Source organism: Bordetella genomosp. 5 (genome assembly GCF_002261315.1).
Classification (GTDB): Bacteria; Pseudomonadota; Gammaproteobacteria; order Burkholderiales; family Burkholderiaceae_B; genus Bordetella.
Genome location: NZ_NEVP01000001.1, coordinates 162,721 through 188,988 on the forward strand (window position 1 = coordinate 162,721; position 26,268 = coordinate 188,988).

General features: G+C 63.7%; 20 protein-coding genes and 4 tRNA genes. 2 read left to right on the top strand and 22 right to left on the bottom strand.

What is annotated here, in order from left to right; translation table 11 throughout:
• Position 1: 1 nt before the first annotated feature.
• The gene (locus tag CAL25_RS00790; protein ID WP_094798047.1) at positions 2 to 1,378 is read right to left on the bottom strand and encodes a hypothetical protein; all 1,377 of its coding nucleotides are present in this window, start codon (positions 1,376 to 1,378) and stop codon (positions 2 to 4) included.
• A gap of 239 nt (positions 1,379 to 1,617) precedes the next feature.
• Here CAL25_RS00790 and CAL25_RS00795 point away from each other — a divergent pair, with 239 nt between their 5' ends.
• The gene (locus CAL25_RS00795) at positions 1,618 to 2,028 is read left to right on the top strand and encodes a TssQ family T6SS-associated lipoprotein (protein ID WP_094798048.1); all 411 of its coding nucleotides are present in this window, start codon (positions 1,618 to 1,620) and stop codon (positions 2,026 to 2,028) included.
• 105 nt (positions 2,029 to 2,133) lie between these two features.
• Here CAL25_RS00795 and rpoC read toward each other — a convergent pair whose 3' ends face one another.
• From rpoC to CAL25_RS00870, 15 genes are all read right to left on the bottom strand, one after another.
• Positions 2,134 to 6,378 carry a DNA-directed RNA polymerase subunit beta' gene (gene rpoC, locus CAL25_RS00800; protein ID WP_094798049.1) on the bottom strand — a complete coding sequence of 1,415 codons (4,245 nt, stop codon included), beginning with the start codon at positions 6,376 to 6,378 and terminating at the stop codon, positions 2,134 to 2,136.
• Entirely contained in the window at positions 6,378 to 10,490 is a 4,113-nt protein-coding gene (gene rpoB, locus CAL25_RS00805; protein WP_094798050.1) for a DNA-directed RNA polymerase subunit beta, read from the bottom strand. The genes rpoC and rpoB overlap by 1 nt, the downstream gene beginning before the upstream one ends.
• A gap of 160 nt (positions 10,491 to 10,650) precedes the next feature.
• A complete protein-coding gene (rplL, locus tag CAL25_RS00810; protein ID WP_094798051.1) occupies positions 10,651 to 11,028 on the bottom strand; it encodes a 50S ribosomal protein L7/L12 in 378 nt (125 codons plus the stop codon).
• Between the two features lie 81 nt (positions 11,029 to 11,109).
• On the bottom strand, positions 11,110 to 11,634 hold the full coding sequence (gene rplJ / locus CAL25_RS00815) for a 50S ribosomal protein L10 (RefSeq protein ID WP_094798052.1): 525 nt from the start codon (positions 11,632 to 11,634) through the stop codon (positions 11,110 to 11,112).
• A 244-nt stretch (positions 11,635 to 11,878) separates the two neighbouring features.
• Positions 11,879 to 12,574, bottom strand: coding sequence for a 50S ribosomal protein L1 (rplA, locus tag CAL25_RS00820; RefSeq protein WP_094798053.1), 696 nt, complete (start codon positions 12,572 to 12,574; stop codon positions 11,879 to 11,881).
• A 2-nt stretch (positions 12,575 to 12,576) separates the two neighbouring features.
• Positions 12,577 to 13,008, bottom strand: coding sequence for a 50S ribosomal protein L11 (rplK, locus tag CAL25_RS00825; RefSeq protein WP_066409498.1), 432 nt, complete (start codon positions 13,006 to 13,008; stop codon positions 12,577 to 12,579).
• A gap of 58 nt (positions 13,009 to 13,066) precedes the next feature.
• Positions 13,067 to 13,600, bottom strand: coding sequence for a transcription termination/antitermination protein NusG (gene nusG, locus CAL25_RS00830; protein WP_094798054.1), 534 nt, complete (start codon positions 13,598 to 13,600; stop codon positions 13,067 to 13,069).
• 8 nt (positions 13,601 to 13,608) lie between these two features.
• Positions 13,609 to 13,989, bottom strand: coding sequence for a preprotein translocase subunit SecE (secE, locus tag CAL25_RS00835; protein ID WP_094798055.1), 381 nt, complete (start codon positions 13,987 to 13,989; stop codon positions 13,609 to 13,611).
• Between the two features lie 51 nt (positions 13,990 to 14,040).
• Positions 14,041 to 14,116 (bottom strand) — tRNA-Trp (locus CAL25_RS00840).
• Between the two features lie 122 nt (positions 14,117 to 14,238).
• Positions 14,239 to 15,429 (bottom strand): elongation factor Tu, encoded by a 1,191-nt coding sequence (gene tuf / locus CAL25_RS00845; RefSeq protein WP_094798056.1) that lies wholly within the window; start codon positions 15,427 to 15,429, stop codon positions 14,239 to 14,241.
• A gap of 73 nt (positions 15,430 to 15,502) precedes the next feature.
• Positions 15,503 to 15,577, bottom strand: a tRNA-Thr gene (locus tag CAL25_RS00850).
• Between the two features lie 4 nt (positions 15,578 to 15,581).
• Positions 15,582 to 15,655: transfer RNA gene (locus CAL25_RS00855), tRNA-Gly, on the bottom strand.
• Between the two features lie 192 nt (positions 15,656 to 15,847).
• Positions 15,848 to 15,934 (bottom strand) — tRNA-Tyr (locus CAL25_RS00860).
• Between the two features lie 167 nt (positions 15,935 to 16,101).
• Positions 16,102 to 17,724 (bottom strand): rhodanese-like domain-containing protein, encoded by a 1,623-nt coding sequence (locus tag CAL25_RS00865; RefSeq protein ID WP_094798057.1) that lies wholly within the window; start codon positions 17,722 to 17,724, stop codon positions 16,102 to 16,104.
• Between the two features lie 490 nt (positions 17,725 to 18,214).
• Positions 18,215 to 18,802: a hypothetical protein gene (locus CAL25_RS00870; protein ID WP_094798058.1), complete on the bottom strand. Its 588-nt coding sequence runs from the start codon at positions 18,800 to 18,802 to the stop codon at positions 18,215 to 18,217.
• A 119-nt stretch (positions 18,803 to 18,921) separates the two neighbouring features.
• Between CAL25_RS00870 and CAL25_RS00875 the strand changes: the two genes are divergently transcribed.
• A complete protein-coding gene (locus CAL25_RS00875; RefSeq protein ID WP_094798059.1) occupies positions 18,922 to 19,848 on the top strand; it encodes a LysR substrate-binding domain-containing protein in 927 nt (308 codons plus the stop codon).
• Here the strand turns inward: CAL25_RS00875 and CAL25_RS00880 are convergent.
• Genes CAL25_RS00880 through mnmG form a run of 6 tightly spaced genes read right to left on the bottom strand, consistent with a single transcriptional unit; the run spans position 19,842 to position 26,022 of the window.
• On the bottom strand, positions 19,842 to 20,849 hold the full coding sequence (locus CAL25_RS00880) for an asparaginase (RefSeq protein ID WP_249278903.1): 1,008 nt from the start codon (positions 20,847 to 20,849) through the stop codon (positions 19,842 to 19,844). The two genes, CAL25_RS00875 and CAL25_RS00880, sit on opposite strands and share 7 nt — an antisense overlap.
• Entirely contained in the window at positions 20,842 to 21,756 is a 915-nt protein-coding gene (locus CAL25_RS00885; protein ID WP_094798061.1) for a ParB/RepB/Spo0J family partition protein, read from the bottom strand. The genes CAL25_RS00880 and CAL25_RS00885 overlap by 8 nt, the downstream gene beginning before the upstream one ends.
• A 44-nt stretch (positions 21,757 to 21,800) precedes the next feature.
• Positions 21,801 to 22,574, bottom strand: coding sequence for a GNAT family N-acetyltransferase (locus CAL25_RS00890; protein WP_249278904.1), 774 nt, complete (start codon positions 22,572 to 22,574; stop codon positions 21,801 to 21,803).
• A gap of 60 nt (positions 22,575 to 22,634) precedes the next feature.
• Entirely contained in the window at positions 22,635 to 23,432 is a 798-nt protein-coding gene (locus CAL25_RS00895) for a ParA family protein (protein WP_094798062.1), read from the bottom strand.
• Positions 23,429 to 24,106 carry a 16S rRNA (guanine(527)-N(7))-methyltransferase RsmG gene (rsmG, locus tag CAL25_RS00900; protein WP_094798063.1) on the bottom strand — a complete coding sequence of 226 codons (678 nt, stop codon included), beginning with the start codon at positions 24,104 to 24,106 and terminating at the stop codon, positions 23,429 to 23,431. Before rsmG ends, CAL25_RS00895 begins: the two co-directional genes overlap by 4 nt.
• Entirely contained in the window at positions 24,103 to 26,022 is a 1,920-nt protein-coding gene (gene mnmG, locus CAL25_RS00905) for a tRNA uridine-5-carboxymethylaminomethyl(34) synthesis enzyme MnmG (protein WP_094798064.1), read from the bottom strand. The genes rsmG and mnmG overlap by 4 nt, the downstream gene beginning before the upstream one ends.
• Between the last annotated feature and the right edge of the window lie 246 nt (positions 26,023 to 26,268).

Sequence of the window (26,268 nt, forward strand, 5' to 3'; positions counted from 1 at the left end):
CTCAGCGGAACGTATGCGTGATCGTGGCGCCACGGCCCGGACGCACGTCGATCGTGGTCTGGTACGGCGGCAGGTCGGCATTGCGCACCGTGACACTGTACTTGCCGGGCAACAGGCGCAGCTCCTTGAGCGGCGGGCTCACGCCGCGGCGCGTGCCGTTGATCCAGATCTCGCCCCAGGGCATCACATTGATGCGGACCGGCACCCGGGCCGGCGGCGCGGGATCCGCCGGCGTGGCGGGGGCGGTCTCGGCTTCGGCCACCTCGCCCCCCTCCGCCGCGGGGGCGGCCTCGGCGCCAGGACCTGCCGGAACGGCCGACGGTGTCTGGCCCGCCGACCGCGCGGCGCCGCCGTTCTCCGCCGTGCCGGCGCCATTGGCGGCGGCAGGCGGGTTGGTGGACGACGCGGCGCGTCCCGCCGGCGGCGTGCTCTGCAGACCCGGCGGCTCCGGCGGCAGATCGCTGGCGGGCGCGCCACCCGGCGCGGCGCCCGCGGCCGGGGCGGCGCCGGATACGGTTCCGGTCCCGGGCACGGGCGTCGCGCCCTGCGGCAGTCGCGCCTGCGCCGTGGTGTTGGGCACCATGGATTCGGATGCGGTGATCACCCCCTTGGGCACGGCCGCCAGCCGGTTCCACCAGTAAAAGCCGACGCCCGCGGTGATGGCGATCAGCAACAGCACGAACAGCACCGCGCCGACCGAGGGCCGCTGCTGGGTGGGCTGCACATAATCGGCGCGCGGCGCATCCACATTGACGGAAATCGGCGCGATGGTGGCGAGCTCGGCATCATCCTGTACGGGCTCGAACGCCAGCAGCAGCGCCAGGGCCTCGACGGTCTGCGGCCGGTCGGCGGGTCGAACGGCGAGGCCCGCGTCGATCGCCGCCAGAAAGTCGGGCGCGTACCGCGTCAGGCCGCGCTGGGCGAGCGGAACGTAGGTGTCATTGACCACGCGGTCCGGCGCGGGCGGCGGCAGCATCCCGGTGATCAGCGAGTGCGCGACCGCACAGAGAGAGTAGATATCGCTCCAGGGCCCGCGGGGCCACTCGGGTGTCTGGGTGTAGAACTCGAACGGCGCGAAGCCGGGCGTCGGCGCGGGCAGCTGGCCATCGTGCTGGCGCGGCTGGGCCTGGGCGGCCAGCAGATGCGCCTTGCCTGCCTCATCGAGGCCGACCGAGTGGGTCGTGATGTCGGCACAGATGCGGCCGCGTTCGTGGATCGACGCCAGCGGCGCGAGCAGTTCGGCGAGCACGCGTTTGACGCGCGACTCGGGCACGCCCCCGCCCGTCGTGGCGGCGATGGCCGACAGGGGGCGGTGAGCCAGGGGAGCGGCGCCGGCAAACGGGCCGCGCGGAGTCGAAGAGCCGGCGGGAAAGGACATATCACTCATTACGCGACCGTACTGTCATGCGGCGCTCCGGGTCCGGAGCTCCAGCAGCCGTACGGCGCTTGAACACAATTGAAGAAGGGAGGGCTCTGATGGACCGGGCGCGGATGCGTCCCAGGTAAAACCGTACACCAGGAATCGCGCCTTGACGATATCATTTGCACCGCCGGTCGCTGTATTGCCACAGTGCCGGCGGCGCAAGCATAAACCACAGTCACAGGATTGCCGTCACCATGTCCGTCACCCTCTTCCAACGCCCCGCCATCCGGCTCGGCGCGCTGCTGCTCTGTGCCGCCCTGACGGGCTGTGCGGGCATCCGCGGCGCCGCCCCCGAGGCGCCGGCCACCCCGCAAGCATTGGCCGCTCTCGATCAGGCGCGCGACAGTTACGGCGGAGGACGCTATGGCGAGGTCATCCGGCTCGTCGCCACCTCCGACGACATCGCCACCGCACCGCGCGCCGTGCGCGTCGAAGCCTTCAAGCTGCAGGCTTTCAGCTACTGCGTGAGCAATTACCGCCAACTCTGCGAGGACGCCTTCGTGCGCATCCTGGCGCTGCAGCCCGATTTCGCACTCGCGCCCAACGAAGCCGGCCACCCCAACTGGGGCCCGGTGTTCCGCACGGCGCAGCAGCGCGTGCAGTAAGCGCACGCCGCGACACGCGGCGGCCCTGCATAAAAAAAAGCCGGCTTGCGCCGGCGTTTTTAATTGGGGTGGACACAAGGCCCACCCCGGCAACACGAGGTCCGATTACTCGGCGGCGTCGTCGGCGTCGGCCTGCGGCGCAGCACCTTCCGGCTCGGCACCCACCGTGACCGGTGCGTCCTCGAACGGGTTGGCGAGCTGACGTGCGGCTTCGCGCTCGGCGGCTTCCACGGCTTCCTTGTCCTTGCGGGCAAGGTGATAAGCCAGACCGGTACCGGCGGGGATCAGACGACCCACGATCACGTTTTCCTTCAGACCACGCAGATCGTCACGCTTGCCCATGATGGCCGCTTCGGTCAGCACGCGCGTCGTTTCCTGGAACGATGCAGCCGAGATGAACGAGTCGGTCGACAGCGAGGCCTTCGTGATACCCAGCAGCACGTTGTCGTAGATGGCCGGACGCTTGTTCTCGGCGAGAACACGATCGTTCTCGTTGAGCAGCTCCGAACGCTCGACCTGTTCGCCAGGGATGAAATCGGCGTCGCCCGGATCCGTGATGTTCACACGGCGCAGCATCTGACGAACAATCACTTCGATGTGCTTGTCGTTGATCTTCACGCCCTGCAGACGGTACACGTCCTGCACTTCGTCGACGATGTAGGTCGCCAGCTTCTCGATGCCCTGCAGGCGCAGGATGTCGTGGGGATCGGCCGGGCCGTCCACGATCATTTCGCCCTTGTTCACCACTTGGCCGTCGTGCACCAGAACCTGCTTTTCCTTGGGGATCAGGAACTCGTGGCTCACGCCCTCGAGGTCGGTGATCACCAGGCGTTGCTTGCCCTTGGTGTCCTTGCCGAACGAGACCGTACCGGTCACTTCGGCCAGCATGCCAGCGTCCTTCGGCGAACGGGCTTCGAAGAGCTCGGCCACACGCGGCAGACCGCCGGTAATGTCGCGGGTCTTTTGCGATTCTTGCGGAATACGCGCCAGCACTTCACCCACGGCCACTTGCTGACCATCGCGCACCGTGATCAGCGCGCCCACCGGGAACGAGATGTTCACGGCATGGTCGGTACCGGCGATACGAACGTCGTCGCCGTTTTCGTTGACCAGCTTGATCTGCGGACGCATGACGATCTTGCCGCCGCGCGTCTTGGGCGTGATCACGACCAGGGTCGACAGGCCGGTGACTTCGTCGACCTGCTTGGCGACGGTCACGCCTTCTTCGATGTTCTCGAAGCGGACGGCACCGGCGTACTCGGACACGATCGGACGGGTCAGCGGATCCCAGGTAGCCAGACGGGTACCGACCTTGATGGCCTCGCCGTCGCCCACCAGCACGGTCGCGCCGTACGGGATCTTGTGACGTTCGCGCTCACGACCGTTGTCGTCGAAGATCGCCAGTTCGCCCGAACGCGAGATCGCAACGCGCTCGCCCTTGGCGTTGGTGACGTAACGCATCGTGCTCGTGAAGCCGACCGTACCGTTGGACTTGGTTTCCACGGCGCTGGCCAGGGCCGAACGCGATGCCGCACCACCGATGTGGAACGTACGCATCGTGAGCTGCGTGCCCGGTTCGCCGATCGACTGAGCGGCGATGACGCCGACGGCCTCACCGACGTTCACGTGCGAACCGCGGCCCAGATCGCGGCCGTAGCAGTGTGCGCACAGACCATGACGGGTTTCGCAGGTCAGCGGCGTGCGGACCTTCACTTCGTCGACGCCGAGACGGTCGATCATGTCGACCAGATCTTCGTCGAGCAGCGTGCCGGCGGTGATCGCGGTTTCCTGGGTGTCAGGATTGACGATGTCGATCGCGGCGACGCGGCCGAGGATACGGTCGCGCAGCGGTTCGATGACTTCACCACCTTCGACCAGGGCCTTCATCGAGTAGCCGTGCGAGGTGCCGCAGTCGTCTTCGATGATGACCAGATCCTGCGTCACGTCGACCAGACGGCGGGTCAGGTAACCCGAGTTGGCGGTCTTCAGTGCCGTGTCGGCCAGACCCTTACGCGCACCGTGAGTCGAGATGAAGTACTGGAGTACGTTCAGGCCTTCACGGAAGTTTGCGGTAATGGGCGTTTCAATGATCGAGCCGTCCGGCTTGGCCATCAGGCCGCGCATACCGGCGAGCTGGCGGATCTGAGCGGCGGAACCCCGCGCGCCCGAGTCGGCCATCATGTAGATCGAGTTGAACGATTCCTGGCGCACTTCCTCGCCGTGGCGGTTGACCACGGGCTCGGTCGCGAGCTGTTCCATCATCGCCTTGCCGACCTTGTCGCCAGCCTTGCCCCAGATGTCCACAACGTTGTTGTAGCGCTCTTGGGACGTGACCAGACCCGACGAGTACTGCTTGTCGATTTCCTTCACTTCGCGGCTCGCCTCGGCCAGGATCACTTCCTTGGCCTTGGGGATCAGCATGTCTTCCATGGCGATCGAGATGCCGCCGCGCGTTGCCAGGCGGAAGCCCGACTGCATCAGCTTGTCGGCAAAGATCACCGTGTCGCGCAGGCCGCAACGGCGGAACGACTGGTTGATCAGGCGCGAGATTTCCTTCTTCTTGAGTGCCTTGTTCAGCACCGTGAAGGGCAGGCCCTTGGGCAGGATCTCGGAGAGCAGCGCACGGCCGACCGTCGTCTCGTGACGACGGATCACCGGTTGCCATTCGCCGTTTTCGTCGCGCTCGTGTTCCTTCAGACGCACCGTGATGCGGGTCTGCAGCTCGACTTCGTTGTTGTCGTAGGCGCGCTGGACTTCAGCCACGTCGGCGAAGAAGATGCCTTCGCCGCGGCCGTTCACGCGCTCACGGGTCGTGTAGTACAGACCCAGCACGATATCCTGCGACGGCACGATCGACGGTTCGCCGTTGGCCGGGAACAGCACGTTGTTCGAGGCCAGCATCAGCGTGCGGGCTTCGAGCTGGGCTTCGAGCGACAGCGGCACGTGAACGGCCATCTGGTCACCGTCGAAGTCGGCGTTGAACGCCGCGCAGACCAGCGGGTGCAGCTGGATGGCCTTGCCTTCGATCAGCACGGGCTCGAACGCCTGGATGCCCAGACGGTGCAGCGTCGGCGCACGGTTCAGCATGACCGGGTGCTCGCGGATCACCTCTTCGAGGATGTCCCAGACCACCGGTTCCTGGCTTTCAACGAGCTTCTTCGCAGCCTTGATGGTCGTGGCCAGGCCCATCATCTCCAGACGATTGAAGATGAACGGCTTGAACAGTTCCAGGGCCATCAGCTTGGGCAGACCGCACTGATGCAGCTTAAGCTGCGGACCCACCACGATGACCGAACGGCCCGAGTAGTCGACGCGCTTGCCCAGCAGGTTTTGACGGAAACGACCGCTCTTGCCCTTGATCATGTCGGCCAGCGACTTGAGCTGGCGCTTGTTGGCGCCGGTCATGGCCTTGCCGCGGCGGCCGTTGTCGAGCAGCGAGTCGACGGCTTCCTGCAGCATGCGCTTTTCGTTGCGCAGAATGATTTCGGGCGCCTTCAGTTCGAGCAGACGCTTCAGGCGGTTGTTGCGGTTGATGACGCGGCGGTACAGATCGTTCAGATCCGAGGTCGCGAAGCGGCCGCCGTCCAGCGGCACCAGCGGACGCAGGTCCGGCGGCAGCACGGGCAGCACTTCCATGACCATCCACTCGGCCTTGATGCCCGACTTCTGGAAGCCCTCGAGCACCTTCAGGCGCTTCGAGATCTTCTTGATCTTGGCTTCCGAGCTGGTGGCCTTGAGCTCACCGCGCAGCGTTTCGACTTCGCGATCGATGTCGATCGTGCGCAGCAGTTCGCGCACGGCCTCCGCGCCCATCAGGGCACGGAAGTCGTCACCGTATTCTTCGGTCTTGGCGAGGAAATCGTCGTCCGACATGATCTGGCCGCGCTTGAGCGGCGTCATGCCAGGTTCGATCACGCACCAGGCTTCGAAGTACAGGACGCGTTCGATATCGCGCAGCGTCATGTCGAGCACCATACCCAGGCGCGACGGCAGGCTCTTCAGGAACCAGATGTGCGCAACCGGGCTGGCCAGCTCGATGTGGCCCATGCGCTCACGGCGCACCTTGGCCACGGTGACTTCGACACCGCACTTTTCGCAGATCACGCCACGGTGCTTCAGGCGCTTGTACTTGCCGCACAAGCACTCGTAGTCCTTGATCGGGCCAAAGATCTTGGCGCAGAACAGGCCATCACGCTCGGGCTTGAACGTACGGTAGTTGATGGTCTCGGGCTTGCGAACTTCGCCGTAAGACCACGAACGGATCTTCTCGGGCGAGGCGATGCCGATCTTGATGGCATCGAATTGCTCGTCTTGCGAGACTTGCTTGAAGAGATCAAGTAGCGCTTTCATTAGTTACGCTCCAAATCCATGTCCAGGGCCAACGAGCGGATTTCCTTGACCAGCACGTTGAACGATTCCGGCATGCCGGCGTCGATGACGTGGTCGCCCTTGACGATGTTTTCGTAAACCTTGGTGCGACCCGTGATGTCATCGGACTTCACCGTCAGCATTTCTTGCAGGGTGTAGGAGGCACCATAAGCTTCCAGTGCCCACACTTCCATTTCCCCGAAGCGCTGGCCACCGAACTGCGCCTTACCACCCAGCGGCTGCTGGGTCACGAGCGAGTACGGGCCGGTCGAACGGGCGTGCATCTTGTCGTCGACCAAGTGGTGCAGCTTCAGGTAGTGCATGTAGCCGATGGTGACCGGACGCTCGAATTTCTCGCCGGTACGGCCGTCGAACAGCCATGCCTGCGCACGCGAGGGCGTGAGCTGCATGCGCTTGGCGACTTCGTCCGGATAGGCGAGTTCGAGCATCTTGGCGATTTCTTCTTCGGTCGCGCCGTCGAACACCGGGGTGGCGAACGGCACGCCGTTCTTCAGGTTGTGCGCCAGCTCGATGACGTCGTCATCGCTCAGTTCGTTGATGCGCGCAGCCGAACCCGTGGTGTTGTAGACCTTCTCGAGGTACGCACGCAGGCTCTTGACCTGAGCGGTGCGCTCGTCCTTGAGCATGTCGGCGATGCGGTGACCCACGCCCTTGGCGGCCCAGCCCAGGTGAACCTCGAGCACCTGACCGACGTTCATCCGCGAGGGCACGCCCAGCGGGTTCAGAACGATGTCGGCGGTGGTGCCATCGGCCATGTGCGGCATGTCTTCGACCGGGGTGATACGCGAGACCACACCCTTGTTGCCGTGACGGCCTGCCATCTTGTCGCCAGGCTGCAGACGACGCTTGACGGCCAGGTACACCTTGATCATCTTGAGCACGCCCGGGGGCAGCTCGTCACCTTGCGTGAGCTTCTTGCGCTTTTCTTCGAAGGCCAGATCGAATTGGTGGCGCTTTTGCTCCAGCGATTCCTTGGCTTGTTCGAGGACGACAGCGTGCGGCTCATCGGCCAGGCGGATGTCGAACCACTGCCAGCGGTCCAGATCGACCAGGTATTCCTTGGTGATCGTGGCGCCCTTGTTCAGCTTGCGCGGACCGCCGTTGACGGTCTTGCCGACCAGCAGCTTCTCGATACGATCGAACTGGTCGTTCTCGACGATGCGCAGCTGGTCGTTCAGGTCCTGGCGATAGCGGCGCAGTTCGTCGTCGATGATCGACTGAGCGCGCTTGTCGCGCACGATGCCTTCACGCGTGAACACCTGCACGTCGATGACGGTGCCGGTCATGCCCGAGGGCACGCGCAGCGAGGTGTCCTTGACGTCGGATGCCTTCTCGCCAAAGATGGCGCGCAGCAGCTTTTCTTCCGGCGTGAGCTGGGTCTCGCCCTTCGGCGTGACCTTACCCACCAGCACGTCGTCGGCGCTGACTTCGGCACCGATGTAGACGATGCCCGAATCATCCAGGCGATTGAGCTGGGTTTCGGCCAGGTTGCTGATGTCGCGCGTGATTTCCTCGGGTCCGAGCTTGGTGTCGCGAGCGACAACGGTGAGCTCTTCGATGTGCACCGAGGTGTAGCGGTCATCGGCGACGACGCGTTCGGAGATCAGGATCGAGTCTTCGAAGTTGTAGCCGTTCCAGGGCATGAACGCGATCAGCATGTTCTGACCCAGGGCGAGTTCGCCCAGGTCGGTCGATGCGCCGTCAGCCAGCACGTCACCCTTGGCGACGCGGTCGCCACGCTTGACGATCGGACGCTGGTTGATGTTCGTGTTCTGGTTGGAGCGGGTGTACTTGATCAGGTTGTAGATATCCACACCCACTTCGCCCGCGACGTTTTCTTCGTCGTTGACGCGGATCACCACACGCTCGGCGTCGACGTGGTCGACCAGGCCGCCACGCAGGGCCTGCACGGTCGTGCCCGAGTCAACGGCCACGGTGCGCTCGATGCCGGTGCCGACCAGCGGCTTTTCCGGACGCAGGCAGGGCACGGCCTGACGCTGCATGTTGGCGCCCATCAGTGCACGGTTTGCGTCGTCGTGCTCGAGGAACGGAATCAGCGAGGCTGCGACCGACACGATCTGCGACGGCGCCACGTCCATGTAGTGCACGTTGGCCGGCGAGGTCAGCATCGTTTCGCCTGCTTCACGGCAAGCGACGAGATCGTCGACGAAGCGGCCTTCGCCATCGAGCGCGGCGTTGGCCTGCGCGATGACGTAGTGGCTTTCTTCGATGGCCGACAGGTAGTCGATCTGATCGCTCACCTTGCCGTCGATGATCTTGCGGTACGGCGTTTCCAGGAAGCCGTACTCGTTCAGACGAGCGTACAGCGCCATGGAGTTGATCAGACCGATGTTCGGGCCTTCCGGCGTTTCGATCGGGCAGACGCGGCCATAGTGGGTCGGGTGCACGTCACGGACTTCGAAGCCGGCGCGCTCGCGGGTCAGACCGCCCGGGCCCAGTGCCGAGACACGACGCTTGTGCGTGATCTCGGACAGCGGGTTGGTCTGGTCCATGAACTGCGACAGCTGGCTCGAACCGAAGAACTCCTTGATGGCAGCCGAGATCGGCTTGGAGTTGATCAGGTCGTGCGGCATCAGGTTTTCGGTTTCGGCCTGGCCCAGACGCTCCTTGACGGCGCGCTCGACACGCACGAGACCGGCGCGGAACTGGTTTTCGGCCAGTTCGCCCACGCAACGCACACGACGGTTGCCCAGGTGATCGATGTCATCGATCTGGCCACGGCCGTTACGCAGCTCCACGAGGACCTTGATGGTCTCGAGGATGTCTTCGTTGGTCAGGGTCATGGGGCCGTTCGAATCGTCGGCACCGCCCAGGCGGCTGTTGACCTTCATACGGCCAACGCGCGACAGATCGTAGGTCTCTTCGCTGTAGAACAGACGCTGGAACAGCGCTTCGACGGCTTCCTCGGTGGGCGGCTCGCCAGGACGCATCATGCGATAGATGGCGACGCGCGCGGCCATCTGGTCGGCGGTTTCGTCGGTGCGCAGCGTTTGCGAGATGTACGGGCCGCGGTCCAGATCGTTGGTGTACAGGGTCTGGAATTCGAGCACGTTGGCCGAACGCATGGCGTCCAGCACGCTTTCCGTGATCTCGTCGTTGGCGTGCGCAATCAGCTCGCCGGTGTCGGCGTCGACGATGTTCTTGGCCAGCACGCGGCCGAACAGGAAGTCTTCAGGCACGGAGATGCGCTGGATGCCGCCATTGGCGAGATCACGCAGGTGCTTGGCGTTGATGCGCTTGTCCTTCTCGACGATCACCTTGCCCGAACGGTCGGCGATGTCGAAACGGGCCATTTCGCCCTTCCAGCGCTCAGGCACGAATTCCATCATGCCGCCTTCGCTCTTGAGTTCGAAGTTATCGAAGTCGAAGAAGTGGGCGAGGATGGACTCCGGCGTCATGCCGATGGCCTTGAGCAGGATCGTCACGGGCATCTTGCGACGACGGTCGACGCGGAAGAACAGGACGTCCTTCGGGTCGAATTCGAAGTCGAGCCACGAGCCGCGGTAAGGAATCACGCGGGCCGAGAAGAGCAGCTTGCCCGAGCTGTGCGTCTTGCCGCGGTCGTGTTCGAAGAACACGCCAGGCGAGCGGTGCAGCTGCGAGACGATGACACGCTCGGTGCCGTTGATGACGAACGAACCGGTGCCGGTCATGAGCGGAATTTCGCCCATGTAGACTTCCTGTTCCTTCACTTCCTTGATGGTGGGCTTGCTGACCTCACGGTCGAGCAGGACGAGACGCACCTTGGCGCGCAAAGGCGACGCATAGGTGAGGCCGCGCTGCTGACATTCCTTGACATCAAACACCGGTTCGCCGAGCGCGTAGCTCACGAACTCCAAGCGCGCCATACCGTTGTGGCTGACAATCGGGAAAATCGACGAAAACGCCGCCTGCAGGCCTTCGCTATGACGCTCCGCTGTGGGGGTGTCAGCCTGCAGGAAAGTTAGGTAGGATTGAAGCTGCGTTGCAAGCAGGAAAGGGACGTTCTGCACGTCCTCACGCTTGGCGAAGCTTTTGCGGATGCGCTTTTTTTCGGTGTACGAGTAAGGCATGAGCACTCCGACTCGAGGTTGCATGGGCCGTAAACCACGGCCCTGGGTGATACGACTCCAGGAAACCACCCTGAAACCACCTGATCAGAAGGGGTTTCCTGGAAACGCAAAAGCCCGGGGACGGCAAATTGCGCTGTCCCCGGGCAGATGACGCGAAGGCTTACTTGACTTCGACCTTGGCGCCAGCTTCTTCCAGCTTCTTCTTGGCGGCTTCGGCGTCAGCCTTGGCCAGACCTTCCTTGACGGGCTTCGGAGCGCCGTCAACCAGGTCCTTGGCTTCCTTCAGACCCAGACCGGTCAGCTCGCGCACGGCCTTGATCACGCTCACCTTGTTGGCGCCGGCTTCAGCCAGCACAACGGTGAACTCGGTCTGCTCTTCAGCAGCGGGACCAGCAGCGGCGCCAGGAGCGGCCACGGCCACAGCGGCGGCAGCAGCCGACACGCCAAACTTCTCTTCCATTTCCTTGATCAGCTCGGACAGTTCGAGCACGGTCATGCCAGCGATGGCGTCAAGGATTTCAGCTTTGTTAAGTGCCATTTTCTTTAGAACTCCAGAATGGGGTAATGCCAGGTTTGGTTGTCGCTATGTCGTTCAGCGAAGTCCGGATACCGCGCCAGCTTAGGCGGCGGCCTTCTGATCGCGCACGGCGGCGAGGCCACGGGCGAACTTGGTCGGAACTTCGTTGAGCGTACGCACGAATTGCGCGATCGGGGCTTGCATAGTGCCCAGCAGCTTCGAAAGCAGTTCGTCGCGCGAGGGCATCGTGGCCAGGGCCTTGACACCATCTTGGCTCAGCAAGTTGTTGGGCAGAGCGCCCGCCTTGATGACCAGCTTGTCGTTGCTTTTTGCGAAGGTAGCGAGGACCTTGGCCGCCGAAACCGGGTCGTTGCTGATACCGTAGATCAGCGGACCGGTCAGTTGCTCGGACAACGGCTCGAAAGCCGTGCCGGCAACAGCACGACGGGCCAGCGAGTTCTTCAGAACTCGCAGGTAAACGCCCGATTCACGCGCAGTTTTGCGCAGTACGGTGACAGAGGCGACGTCCAGACCACGGTACTCAGCGATAACAATCGATTGAGCCTGGGCCACTTGGGCCGAGACTTCCTCGATCACCACCGCTTTCTCTTGGCGATTGAGACTCACGGTTTGAACACTCCATCAAAAGACGCTTGGGGCGGAAGCCTTGCACGTCAACCGAATGCGGCGCCTGGTTGAGTTCTTCGTGTAAAGAATTCTTCCTGGGGACGCCGTCTACGCTGGATCCGGACATGACGAGCTCCGGGATTAAGCGGCTTGCCTTTACTGCCGGCTTGCCACTCCAGCGGTCTTTGACAGCAGCATCCGGAAAAACCGGATGCAGCCCAAAGTACAGTTTGCGATCAGCCTATCAGGCCGACAGCGAAGCGATTTCTACGCGAGCACCGCCGCCCATGGTGGACGAGACGGCCAGCTTGCGCAGGTAGATACCCTTGGCGGCGGCGGGACGAGCCTTTTGCAGGGCGTCGACCAGAGCGGCCAGGTTGGTTTGCAGTTGTTCGACGCCGAACGAGGCGCGACCGATGGTGGCGTGAATGATGCCGGCCTTGTCGGTGCGATACTGCACCTGACCTGCCTTGGCGTTCTTCACGGCGGTAGCGACGTCGGGGGTCACGGTGCCGACCTTCGGGTTCGGCATCAGGCCACGCGGGCCCAGGATTTGACCCAGGGCGCCGACGACACGCATCGTGTCGGGCGAGGCGATGACGATGTCGAAGTCCATCTGGCCAGCCTTGATCTGGTCAGCCAGGTCGTCGAGGCCAACCACATCGGCGCCAGCGGCGCGAGCGGCTTCAGCCTTGTCGCCTTGGGCGAACACGGCGACACGGACGGTCTTGCCGGTACCGGCGGGCAGCACGACCGAGCCACGAACCAGTTGGTCGGACTTCTTGGGGTCGATGCCGAGCTGGACGGCGACGTCGATCGATTCGTTGAACTTGGCGGTGGCGGTTTCCTTGACCAGGGCCAGGGCTTCAGCAACCGGGTACAGCTTGGTGCGATCGATCTTTTCGGCGATCGCGGCAGCGCGCTTGGACAGTTTTGCCATGATTAGATCCCCTCAACCGTGATGCCCATGCTGCGGGCGCTACCGGCGATCGTACGAACGGCGGCATCCAGATCAGCAGCGGTCAGATCGGGCTGCTTGGTCTTGGCGATTTCTTCAGCTTGCGCGCGCGTCAGCGTGCCCACCTTGTCGGTGTGCGGCTTGGGCGAACCCTTTTGCACGCCGGCGGCCTTCTTGATGAGGACCGTCGCGGGCGGGGTCTTCATGATGAAGGTGAAGCTCTTGTCGGCGAAAGCGGTGATCACCACCGGAATCGGCAGACCGGGCTCGAGGCCTTGGGTCTTGGCGTTGAACGCCTTGCAGAATTCCATGATGTTCAGGCCGCGCTGACCCAGAGCCGGGCCAATCGGGGGGGAGGGGTTTGCCTTACCAGCCGGGACTTGCAGCTTGATAAAGCCGACGATCTTCTTCGCCATGCTTTGCTCCTAACGGGTACATGCGCTGCCGGCCAACGACAGCTCCCCGGGGTTGAAATCAGGTCTTTTCGACCTGGCTGAAATCGAGCTCGACGGGGGTGGCACGACCGAAAATCGTGACCGACACACGCACCTTGCTCTTTTCGTAATTGACTTCTTCGACGTTGCCGTTGAAATCGGCGAACGGACCTTCCTTGACACGAACCATCTCGCCCACCTCGAAGAGGATCTTGGGCCGGGGCTTCTCGACGCCCTCTTCCATCTGGGAGAGGATCTTTTCGACTTCGCGCTCCGAGATCGGCGTGGGCCGGTTGCCCGAACCGCCGAGGAAGCCGGTCACCCGGTTCGTGTTTTTGACCAAATGCCAGGTTTCGTCGGTGAGATCCATCTCGACCAGGACGTAACCCGGGAAAATCCGGCGCTCAGAAATCGACTTCTGACCACCCTTGACCTCGACGACTTCTTCGGAGGGCACAAGGATGCGACCGAACGAGGTTTGCAGCGCGGCACGCTCGATACGCTCGTTCAGGGCTTTCTGAACACTCTTTTCCATGCCGGAATACACATGGACGACATACCAACGTTTACTCATGTCTGTCCTTATTTCCAGCCAAGCAGCAGGCCGTAGAGTACCCACTCGATGCCCTTGTCGAGCACCCACATGAAAAGACCCATCACGGCGACGAACGCAAAGATGATCCCAGTCATCTGGAATGTTTCTTTGCGGGTGGGCCATACGACGCGCTTGACTTCGTTGTACGACTCGCCACCAAAGCTGATCGTGCGGCGGCCGGGTTCGCTGAACCAGGCAATCAACGCGGCGATCACAAGGCTGCCGACAAACACGCCGACACGGGCGGCGAGGGGCTGCGCGCTGAGCACGGAAAACCCGACGATGCCAGCAATGACGACGAGAACCGCCAACCCGAGTTTGATCCGGTCAGCGGTACTGGTAACGGTTTCGACGCTGGTATTAGACATTTTGCGACGCGAGCCCGCCGTGAATGCGCAACTCGCGAGATCTCCGGCGGGTGGCAGGGGCAGTAGGAATCGAACCTACAACCTTCGGTTTTGGAGACCGACGCTCTGCCAATTGAGCTATACCCCTAAAACTGACACTTGCGACTACTTGGCACCTGACGGAACCAAGCAGTGTACTACTTTTTTGGCTTTTACGGCAAATATGGATAGAGGACCTTGACGGTCCGTCTATCCATACTGTAACGCGATTTACTTCAGGATCTTGGCAACGACACCGGCGCCGACGGTACGACCGCCTTCACGGATGGCGAAGCGCAGGCCTTCTTCCATGGCGATGGGGGCCAGGAGCTTGACGACCATCGAGACGTTGTCGCCCGGCAGAACCATTTCCTTGTCGGCCGGCAGATCGATCGTGCCCGTCACGTCCGTCGTGCGGAAGTAGAACTGGGGACGATAGCCGTTGAAGAACGGGGTGTGACGGCCGCCTTCTTCCTTCGACAGGATGTACACCTCGGCGGTGAAGTCCGTGTGCGGGGTGATCGAGCCCGGCTTGGCCAGCACTTGGCCGCGCTGGACGTCTTCACGCTTGGTGCCGCGCAGCAGGATGCCCACGTTGTCGCCGGCTTGACCTTGGTCGAGCAGCTTGCGGAACATTTCCACGCCGGTGCAGGTCGTCTTGACCGTGGGGCTGATACCCACGATTTCGATTTCTTCACCAACCTTGACGACACCGCGCTCGATACGGCCGGTCACCACGGTGCCGCGACCCGAGATCGAGAACACGTCTTCGACCGGCATCAGGAACGCGCCGTCAACGGCACGCTCAGGCGTCGGGATGTACGTGTCCAGCGCTTCGGCCAGGGCCAGAATCGCTTGCTCGCCCAGTTCGCCCTTGTCGCCTTCCAGCGCCAGCTTGGCCGAACCCTTCACGATCGGCGTGTCGTCGCCCGGGAAGTCGTACTTCGACAGAAGTTCGCGAACTTCCATTTCCACCAGCTCGAGCAGCTCGGCGTCGTCAACCATGTCAGCCTTGTTCAGGAAGACGATGATGTACGGCACGCCAACCTGGCGCGACAGCAGGATGTGTTCACGCGTCTGCGGCATCGGGCCGTCAGCGGCCGACACCACCAGGATCGCGCCGTCCATTTGCGCGGCGCCCGTGATCATGTTCTTCACATAGTCAGCGTGGCCCGGGCAGTCAACGTGCGCGTAGTGACGCGATTGCGTTTCGTACTCGACGTGAGCGGTGTTGATCGTGATGCCGCGTGCCTTTTCTTCAGGTGCCGCGTCGATCTGGTCGTAGCCCTTGGCTTCGCCGCCGAACTTGGTCGACAGCACCGTCGTGATTGCCGCCGTCAACGTCGTTTTGCCGTGGTCAACGTGACCAATCGTACCCACGTTCACGTGCGGCTTGGTACGTTCAAACTTGCCTTTTGCCATGGCTGACTCCTGACCTGGATTGAAGCTTCTGACTTGAAGAAAAGAACCGAAGCGAATGCTTCGGAGAATTCGGTGGTGCCCATGACGCGGATCGAACGCGTGACCTCTCCCTTACCAAGGGAGTGCTCTACCACTGAGCCACATGGGCATTTTGGAGCGGGTGAAGGGAATCGAACCCTCGTCGTAAGCTTGGAAGGCTTCTGCTCTACCATTGAGCTACACCCGCGGCTACCCTTTCACCTTGCTTCAATACCACTCTGCGCCGCGCTTCAATGCGCGCCACACATCGCAAATCTCTCATCGACCACAGGGGCTGGTTAGACCGACTGTGCAGCGCGCCTATCAAGCGCACCCCTCGATGCGAGGGCCTTACGATGCAAATCCAGGCTGACTGCGCCTGGATTTGAGAATGGGTCTTTGGTGGAGGAGGTTGGATTCGAACCAACGTAGGCGCAAGGCCAACAGATTTACAGTCTGCCCCCTTTAACCACTCGGGCACCCCTCCAGCGAAGATTTGAGATTATGAACACATTCTTTTCGCGTGTCAAACGCATTGGGGAAGTTTTTTTACGTGGAACGTGAAAAAAGTGTGCGGACGGGTGATCGCCGCCCGCCCCCTTCCCGATATGAAGTGCGTCTGACGTGCAGGGTGACGGCGGGCCGGGCCAGGATTCACGCGCTGGCGGGCAGGCGATAGGCGGCGCGCTCCGCGGCATCGATCCGGCTGACGAGGTCGACCTCCCATGCCAGGTACCGACGCGCGGCGTCCTTGTTGCCGTCGTGGCGATCGTGCACAAAGAAGAGGTAATCGATGCACTGCGCGTCGGGAGGCGCGTCGGGGCTGGCGTCGAGCGCGGCGCCCGCGTCGCGCAGGGCCTGCGCGTCCCAGCGCAGCCAGGCCTGTTCACCGCCATGGCCGCCCTCGCGCAGGGCCTGGCCGGCCAGCGCCGCGACGGCGGGGTCGTCGGCCACGAACACGACGGGCGTGTCGAACGGCACCGCGGCATGCGCTAGGCCGGGCCGCGCCAGGCCCGGCCTGATCGCCCATTCGGCGCCGCGCAGATGCGCCGCCCGATAGGCCATGCTGCCGCGCACATCGATCACGCGAGCGCCCTGCTCCAGGCGCTGCGCCAGCGCGGCGGGCCGCACTTCGGGCAGCGCTTCGATGACGGGTCGCGCCGCGCGTGAGCCGCGAACATCGGCGCGCACACCCTCTTTAAGCACGTAGGCGTCCCAACCCAGCTGACGCAGCCACGACGCCACCACCGGTGCGCGCACGCCCTCCGCATCGAAGAGCACCAGACGCGCGCCACGCGCGGCGACAAATTGATCCGTAGCCTGGATCAGCTGCCCGCCCGGCGTGTGCTGGGCGCCAGGCAACGAGCCGGCCGCGAATTCTTCCGGTGTGCGCACGTCGCACAGATAGGTGCTGCGATCCTGCCGCGACAGCCATGCCGTCGCGGTCTCGGCGTCGACCTCGGCCACGCCGTGCGTGCGCGCGAGGTCCTGGGCGCGCGCACGCTGGCGTTCAAGCGCCTCGCCCTCCAGGCCCTCTGCGGGATAAGCCGCGCGCTTGCCGTGTTCGAGCGGAAGGTCGGCGAGATACCAGCCCTGCGTGCCGTTTTCGAGCGCATAGACCGGGTTGGGCACGCCAAGATTGATCAGCGTCTGGGCGCCGATGATGCTGCGCGTGCGGCCGGCGCAATTCACGACGATGGTGGTCGCGGGATCGGGAGCGATGCGCTCGGCGCGCAGCGCCAGCTCGCCGTTGGGGCAGCAGATCGCCCCCGGAATGCTCATCTTCGCGAACTCCTGCAGGGGCCGGCCATCCAGCACGACGAGGTTATCCCCACGCGCCTGTCGCTCTGCCAGGTCCTGCGCGCTGATGCGCGGCGTGTGCAGGGCCAGCTCGGCCAGTTCGCCGAATGTCTTGCTCGGCACGTTGACCCCGGCGAACACCGCATAGCCCGCGTCGCGCCATGCCGACACGCCGCCCTGCAAGACATGGACCTGTGCATAACCCAGCGAGCGCAGCGCGCGCGCCGCCGCCCCGCTCACGCCCTCCCCGTCGTCGTCATACACCACGGCGCGGACGGACACGCTGGGCAGCAGTCGCGGCGCTTCGATTTCGAGCCGGCTATAAGGCAGCGGCACGGCGTAGAACAGGTGGCCCTCGCCGTACTGGCCGTGTTCGCGCACGTCGAGCAGCGCGATCTCGCCGCCGTCGTGCAGCCATTGCTTGAGCGTGGCCGCATCGACCGTTGCGAGAGCGTCTGGGGGATTTGAATTCGTCATGATCCAGCAAGTTGGTTATATCTGTTGATTGCGCAAGCAACCATATTGGTTGCGTGCGCAATCATTACAAGATTGAAGGCCATTGCTTCCGTAACGCCTCTGATAGAACAGGATCGTATGCAGCAACGGGCATTTGCCATCCCTTTATTTACGCTGCTTTTCTTCAAACATGGAAATCACGCATCGCGTTTTCATATGCGCAAATATTGGTTGCCTCGGCAACCAAATATGGTTGTTCGCGCAACAGCGTAAAGTTGTGCTCGCAACCACATGCGAGCTCGCAACGTTTCGTTGATCCTTTTTTTGGCGCCGAAATCGCCAAAAGGCGTGGCTGAAAAATCGGTGAAAAAAAGCCCGGCGGAGAAAATGGCGGTTTCGCCGTCGTGAAAAATCGCACCGTCAGCAAATCGCACTCGCCGTCGCGAAAAACGCCGCGCGGCGTCTTGCGGACGCGTTCGGCGTAATCGCCGTGTGGAAACGCTCGAGTTGATCAACGCCGCGTCTGAACGCCGATCGGCATGATGCTGCAGCGGTCGGTGCTCAAATCGAAGGCCAGGCGCTGGTCGAGCGTCTCGAGCGCCTGGCCGTACATGTGCAGATGCCGGATCACGCTGTCGCCTTCAATGTGCACCGCGTGTATGTCGTCGGGCATGAGCGCGATGCCCTGCCCTGGCGCCACCTGCACTTCGCCGGACAGTCGGAGTCGGCCCACGCCGGGACGCGTGCCATCATCGAGGCGCTCGTAGACGTAGTTGTTCTCGACGCCCTGCACGGCGGCGATGCATGCCCACGTGGTGTGGTTGTGCGGGACGATCTTCTTGCCTGGCCGCATCACGTTCAGATAGAGCGCGTACGACTTGTCGGGCTCTTCGCTGATGAGATAGCGCGCCTGGTGCTCGTTGGCCTCGGGATCAGGGTAGCGATCGGCCTGCCAGCAGTCGGGGCGGGCCGCGAGGGCCAGCAGCGTATGCAGCACCGACGCAAGACTGGCCCGGCTCAAACCCTGGGTGTCTACAGTGTTCTTTATCTTTCCGATCGCCTCGGAAATCTGCCGCTGACAGGGATGGGACGCTTCCATAGAGTTTCTGCCTTGGAAAAACAAGAAGAGTGGCTACACTCTACTGAGGCCGCCGCGACCGGACAATTTAATTTGGCCACGGCATTCATCAGCGCTACTGAAGTTTTCCACAGGCGGGCATGCGTCATTTCGAACTGGATCTGCTGCGTACGCTCGTCGCCATCGCGGATGGCGAGACGTTCGCCGCTGCCGCCGATAAAACCCATCGGACCCAGTCCGCGGTAACGCAGCAGATGCAGCGGCTGGAGGCATTCGTCGGCCAGCCCTTGTTCGAGAAGCAGGGCCGCAACAAGCGCCTCACGCCCCACGGCGTGAAACTGGTTCAGCACGCGCGTCATCTGCTGGCCCTCAACGACGACACCTGGCGGGCCCTGCAGGACGACCAGGTCGAAGGCCTATTGCGCCTGGGCGCGCCGCACGACGTGGCGGATACCATCCTGCCGACGGTGCTGACCCAGGTGTCGCGCCACCTGCCGCGGATCAAGCTGGAGATCCGCGTGGACCGTAGCCCGTTCTTGATGAAGGCGATGGCCGCGGGCGAAATCGACCTCACGATATCCACACGCTACGACCCCGACCTCGAAGGCGTGGTGCTGCGTACCTCGCCCACGGTCTGGATCTGCTCGGCCGATTATGTGCACGACACGCGCGCGCCGGTGCGGCTGGTGCTGGCGGACGAGCCGAGCATCTTTCGTCGTCTGGCGCTCGACGCGCTGGAGCAGGCGCGCGTGCGCTGGCATACGCACTACGTGGCGCCGAACTTGGTGGGCATCAAGGCCGCGCTGCGGGCGGGATTGGGCGTGACGGCGCGCAGCATCGAGTTGCTCGGCCCCGATCTGCGGGTGCTGGGAGAAAAAGACGGGCTGCCGCCGTTGCCGGAGGTGAATTACTTTCTTTGGCTGCGGCGCGAGCCGGTCAACGCGCTGTCACGGCATGTGTACGACATGCTGAAGGACAAGCTCGGGCTGGCCGATCCGGCCGACGCGGGCGCGCCGCCGGCATCGGCACCGCCCCCTTCGCGCACCGGGCAGCGCCAGGATCAATAGCGCTCGAACAGGGCCTGAATCTCGGCGCGGTCGCGCTTGGCCATGAGCGCCAGCGTCAGCAGCACGCGGGCCTTTTGAGGATTGAGCTCATACGCGGCGATGAAGCCGCCGTGATCGTCGTCGACCTCGATGTTGCGGCCCACGCTGCCGGATCCAGTGCGCGTGCTGCGCACCACCGCCACGCCACTGCGTGACGCATTCATCATCGCATCGACCGCGGCGTCGGTGGCATTGCCGTCGCCGACGCCGGCCAGCACGATCCCTTGCGCGTGCGTGGCCATGAAGTCGATCAAGAGACCGTCCATATCAGCGCAGGCATACGCGATCTCGACGCGCGGCCAGACCGTGGCGGGCAACTGAGACAGCGGGAACACATTGTCGGCCGCCGCGCTCGCGATATCGGCACGGCCGTAGAACGACACCCGCGATCCGCGCACCACGCCTGCCCGGCCGGCGTTGGGCGAGTCGAAGGCGTCGACACCGCCACACGCCATCTTCTGGACATGACGGGCGTAATGAACCTCGTCGTTCATGACGACGAGCGGACCACGATTGGCCGACTGCGGCGAGACCGCGACGGCGACCGCGCTATGGATGTTGCGCGGACCATCGGCACTCATGGCGGTGGCCGGACGCATCGCGCCCACCAGCACCACGGGCTTGGTATGCGGCAGCACGAGGCTGAGGAAATACGCCGTCTCTTCGAGCGTATCGGTGCCATGGGTGATGACGATGCCGGTGATGTCATCGGCACGCATGAGCTCGTCGACCCGGCGCGCCAGCGCGTGCCAGACGGCATAGCTCATGTTCTGGCTGCCGACGTTCACCAGCTGCTCGGGCTCGACGCGCGCCAGTCCGGCGAGCGAGGGCACGGCCTCGAGCAAGGTGTCGACCGACAGCGCGCCGGCGCGATAGCCTCCGCTGAGCTCACCGGTTTGCGCACCTGCGATGGTGCCGCCGGTGGCGATGAGCGCGATGCGCGCCTGGCGTCGATCAGGCATCGATGACTCCGGACAGACCCTGGCGCTCGAGCAGCGCGTTGAGATGCTCGTAGCCATGGAAGTCGATCACGATCTGGCCTTTTTCGCGCGCGCCGACCTTCAGCGATACGCGGGTGCCGAGGTGATCGGACAGAGCCTCTTCGAGCCGCGTGAGGTCGCGCGAGGCGCCATTGGCCTTCTTGCGCGGCGAACCATCGCTATCTTTCAGCGTCTTGGTGACGAGCTTTTCGGCTTCGCGCACCGACAGGCGCTTTGCGATGATCTGATTGGCCAGCTGAATCTGGATGGCGGCCTCGGCCGAAAGCAGCGCACGGGCGTGGCCCATGTCGACATCGCCGGCGAGCAGCATCGTCTGCACCGGCGCTGCCAGGTTGAGCAGGCGCAGCAGGTTGCTGGTGGCGGAACGCGAGCGGCCGATGGCCTGCGCGGCCTGTTCGTGCGTGAGACCGAACTCGTCGAGCAGGCGCCGTACGCCCTGGGCCTCTTCGAGCGGATTGAGGTCTTCGCGCTGGATGTTTTCGATGAGCGCCATCACCGCGGCGTTTTCGTCGGGCACCTCGCGCACGAGCACCGGCACCTCTTTGAGGCCCGCCAGCTGCGCGGCGCGGAAGCGGCGTTCGCCCGCGATGATCTCGTATTGGCCAGCGCCCGCGCCCTGAAGCGCGCGCACGAGAATGGGCTGCATGATGCCCTGCGCACGGATGGACTCGGCCAGCTCGTTGAGCGCGCCCTCATCCATGCGAGTGCGCGGCTGGTACTTGCCAGCCCGCATCTTGCTGACAGGCAGGACGGAGGGAGGGCCTTCAGCCCGCACGGCTTCTTTGCCGAGGTTGTCGATGGCGGGCGCATCGGCGCCCAGCAATGCATCGAGCCCGCGGCCCAGGCCCTTGGGTTTCTTGGTGGCCATAGCGATAAATTCCTCTTTCCTTCAGCCTGTTCTCTGGCGTGCGTTCACTGCTGCGCCGTGGCGGGCAGCGAGCGATACCAGTATGAATAACTATCCACAAAACCATATCGCGCATAAAGCGCGCGCGCGGCGACGTTGCCTGCCTCGACCTGCAGATACGCATGCCGGCAGCCGCGCTCGCGCGCTTCGGCGAGCAGCCGCACCAGCAAGGCGGTGCCGTGCCCGCGGCGGCGCTGCGCGGGCAGCGTCACGACGTCGAATATGCCCAGCAGATCCGCTTCAATCACGCCCAATGCCGCCGCCACCGGCGTGCCGTCGGCCTGGCATGCGAGCAAAGGCACCAGGTCGACCATCAGGCCGGTGAGGCGCGCCGTGTGTTCGAGCACAGCGGCCGGCGTGGAGCCTTTCAGGCGTCCGACTTCGGTTGCGAACTGCTGTGCCGGCACCTGCTGGAACGTGATGTCAGTGGACTGCGCCGCAGACGCGATCGGCGTGACGGGCGCGGTCATGACGGAGGTCGGGTCGTACCCCTCATACCCGCGCGCCGCCAGGGCAGCGTCGAGCTCGAAATCAGGACCGATCGAGGTCAGACGCAGGATCAGCGGCAGATCGGCGCGCGCGTACCACCCGAGACAGTACGCCAGTCGCTCGTCGAGCGCGCGTGTGGATAACCCGAGGATATTCACACTGCGCATGCGGCGCGCCGGCGACGGCGCACGCCGCAGCAGCCAGCCGTCGTAGAACACCTGTTCGCGCACCGCAGTGGCGTTGAGCGAGGCTTCTTCGATGCGCGCAAGCAGCCCGTCACGCGCTTGCATGACAGGAGCAAAAGGAGCGGAAGACGGCTCGGCCGGACGACTCTGCATCATGACAGCCGATCAGTTCATTTCCTTGACGCGCTCGATCATCTCGGCGCCAAAGGAGATGTACGCCTGAGCGCCGCGCGAGTTGCGGTCGTAGACGACGCCGGGCATGCCATAGCTGGGGGCCTCGGCGAGCCGGACATTGCGCGGCACCACGCTCTTGAACACCTTGTCGCCAAAGTGCGCCTCGAGCTGGGCCGAGACCTGCTGCTGCAGCGTCATGCGTGGATCGAACATCACGCGCAGCAGACCGATGACGCGCAGGTCGTTGTTGATGTTGCGATGGACCCGCTTGATCGTGTTGACCAGATCGGAGAGGCCTTCGAGCGCGAAGTATTCGCATTGCATCGGGATGATGACGCCATGCGCGGCGGCCAGGCCATTGAGCGTCAGCAGCGACAGCGTCGGCGGGCAGTCGATCAGTACGAAATCGTATTGATCCGCCACGGTGTCGATGGCGGCGCGGAGCTGACGCTCGCGCTCTTCCATCTGCACGAGGTCGATCTCGGCGCCGGAGAGCTCACGGTTGGCCGGCAGCACGTCGTAGCCGCCGGACTCGGAGCGCACGCGCGCATCCGCGATCGTGGCCTCGCCGATCAGCACTTGATAAAGATTGGACGGCACGGCGTTCTTGTCGATGCCACTGCCCATCGTGGCATTGCCCTGCGGATCCAGGTCGACCAGCAACACGCGCTGGTTCAGCGTGGCCAGTCCCGCCGCCAGATTGATGGCCGTCGTGGTCTTGCCCACACCGCCCTTCTGATTGGCGATGCAGAACACGCGTGCGGAGTTGCTGGGCGGTATTGAGTTCATAGAGTTCCTTGACTGCGGCGCATCCAGATGAGGCAGCGCTGCGCGTCGAGTTCGGGGACGGTCAACGTTTGAATGTTTTCGACTTGCCATTCGCCTTGGTCGGCGAGCATGGCGAGCTCATTGTCCGGGACCTTGCCTTTCATCGCGACGAGGGTACCACCGTTGCGCACGTGACGACCCGACCATTCAGCGAAATCCTGCAGCGACGCAAACGCGCGCGAAATCACGACATCGCACTCGCCCGGTTCGAGCTGTTCGATGCGGGCGTGACGCGCATGCAGATTGGGCGCGTTCAGCGCACCGCTCATCTGCCGCACGAACGCGGTTTTTTTCTCGACCGCATCGATGCAGGTGATGTCCCAGGCGGGTTGCATCACCGCAAGCACCACCCCCGGCAAGCCTCCGCCGGATCCCACGTCGTAGATGCGGGCGGGACCGTCGCCGAGATGCGCGCGCAGCGGCCCGACGACAGACAGGCTATCGAACAAATGCTGCACCAGCATTTGTCCGGGGTCGCGGATGGCGGTGAGATTGTAGGTGCGATTCCAGCGCTGCATCTGCGCGACGTAACGCAGCAGCGTGTCGCGCTGCTGCGCGTCGGGCTCCAGGCCCAGCGCGCGGCAAGCCTCGGCGAGCCGCGCCTCGGCGGCCGGGTCGTTCACGACGGCGCTCATGCCGCTTGCTTGCGCGAGCCGTAATGCAGGCGCTTGAGATGAATCAGCAACAGGGAGATCGCGGCGGGGGTCATGCCGGAGATCCGGCCGGCCTGTCCGATGGTCTCCGGACGGTGCGTCTTGAGCTTCTGCCGCACTTCGAAGGACAGGCTCGTGACCGCGTCGTAATCGATATCGGCCGGAATGGGCTGCTGCTCATGGGTCGCGTGCTTCTGCACTTCATCGCGCTGGCGCGCGATGTAGCCGGCGTACTTGACCTGGATCTCGACCTGCTCCGACAGCACCTCGTCGTGCAGCACGCCCGGGCCCGCGAGCAGCTCGCCGGCCTCGTCGCGCGCCTGCATCAGGCCGGCATACGACACATTCGGGCGCTTCAGCAGGTCTGATAGTGAGTACTCACGTTCAATGCTTTTGCCAAGCAGCGGCTCGGCAACTTCCGCGGGCAAGGTCCGCGGGTTGAACCAGGTGGACTTGAGACGCTCGACTTCGGCCGCAACGGCGTCGCGCTTGCGGTTGAACGCGTCCCACCGCAGGTCGTCCACCAGACCCAGCTTGCGGCCGATTTCGGTCAGGCGCAGATCCGCGTTGTCTTCGCGCAGACTGAGGCGGTATTCGGCGCGCGAGGTGAACATGCGATAGGGTTCGGTGACACCGCGCGTGACGAGATCGTCGACCAGCACACCCAGATAGGCTTCGTCGCGGCGCGGCGTCCAGGGCTCTTTGCCCTGCGCCTGCAGCGCGGCGTTCACACCGGCCAGCAGGCCTTGCGCGGCCGCTTCTTCGTAGCCCGTCGTGCCGTTGATCTGTCCGGCAAAGAACAGCCCCTGGATGCTCTTGGTTTCGAGCGTGCTCTTCAGCGCACGCGGATCGAAATAATCGTACTCGATGGCATAGCCGGGACGCAGAATGTGTGCGTTCTCCAGCCCCGGCAGAGAGTGAATCAGATCGAGCTGCACGTCGAACGGCAGGCTGGTCGATACCCCGTTGGGATAGACCTCATGCGTGTCCAACCCTTCCGGCTCGAGAAAGACCTGGTGCGACGCCTTGTCGGCGAAGCGGTGGATCTTGTCTTCGATCGAGGGGCAGTAACGCGGGCCCACGCCTTCGATCACACCGCTGTACATCGGCGAACGGTCGAGACCGCCGCGAATGATGTCGTGCGTGCGCGCGTTGGTATGCGTGATCCAGCACGGCAACTGGCGCGGATGCATCGCGGTGTTTCCCATGAAGGAAAACACGGGCACCGGGTCCAGGTCGCCGGGTTGCTCTTCCAGGATCGCGTAGTTGATGGTGCGACCATCGATACGCGGCGGGGTGCCGGTCTTGAGGCGGCCTTGAGGCAACTGCAGTTCTTTGAGGCGCTGACCCAGCGAGATTGCAGGCGGGTCGCCGGCGCGGCCACCCGAGTAGTGCTGCAGGCCGACGTGGATCAATCCATTCAGGAAGGTGCCGGCCGTGAGGACGACCGTGCGCGCGCGGAACTTCAGACCGACCTGGGTCACGGCACCCACGACCCGGTCGCCCTCCACCATCAGATCCTCTACGGCCTGCTGGAACAGCCACAGATTGGGCTGGTTCTCCAGCCGGCTCCGGATCGCTTGGCGATACAGAACACGGTCGGCCTGCGCGCGCGTGGCACGCACCGCCGGACCCTTGGAGCCGTTGAGAATGCGGAATTGAATCCCGGCCTCGTCCGTGGCGATCGCCATGGCGCCGCCCAGCGCATCGACCTCTTTGACCAGATGTCCCTTGCCAATACCTCCGATGGAGGGATTGCAGGACATCTGCCCTAAGGTCTCGATGTTGTGGGTGAGGAGCAGCGTCTGAGCGCCTGCGCGCGCGGCCGCCAGCGCGGCTTCGGTACCGGCGTGGCCGCCACCGACGACGATGACGTCAAATTCGCGGGGGTAATCCATGATGGGGGCAATAAAAAAGAGCTTCGACCGCCATTATAGAGGCTGCCCTGCCCTTGTTTCACGTGAAACGTGGTAAGGGACAGGAAAAACAACGTGAGCGGCGCGGCTGGGTAGGAAGTGGTGAGGGAAGTTGGGATATGTGACGGGTTGGGCCTGAAGGCTTGGGCGCTGTTTGGGCTTGCTCCCGCGGGGACTGGCCCCCCGGGGGCCGGCCAACACTGACTGAAGCGAGCACTAACTTTGCGG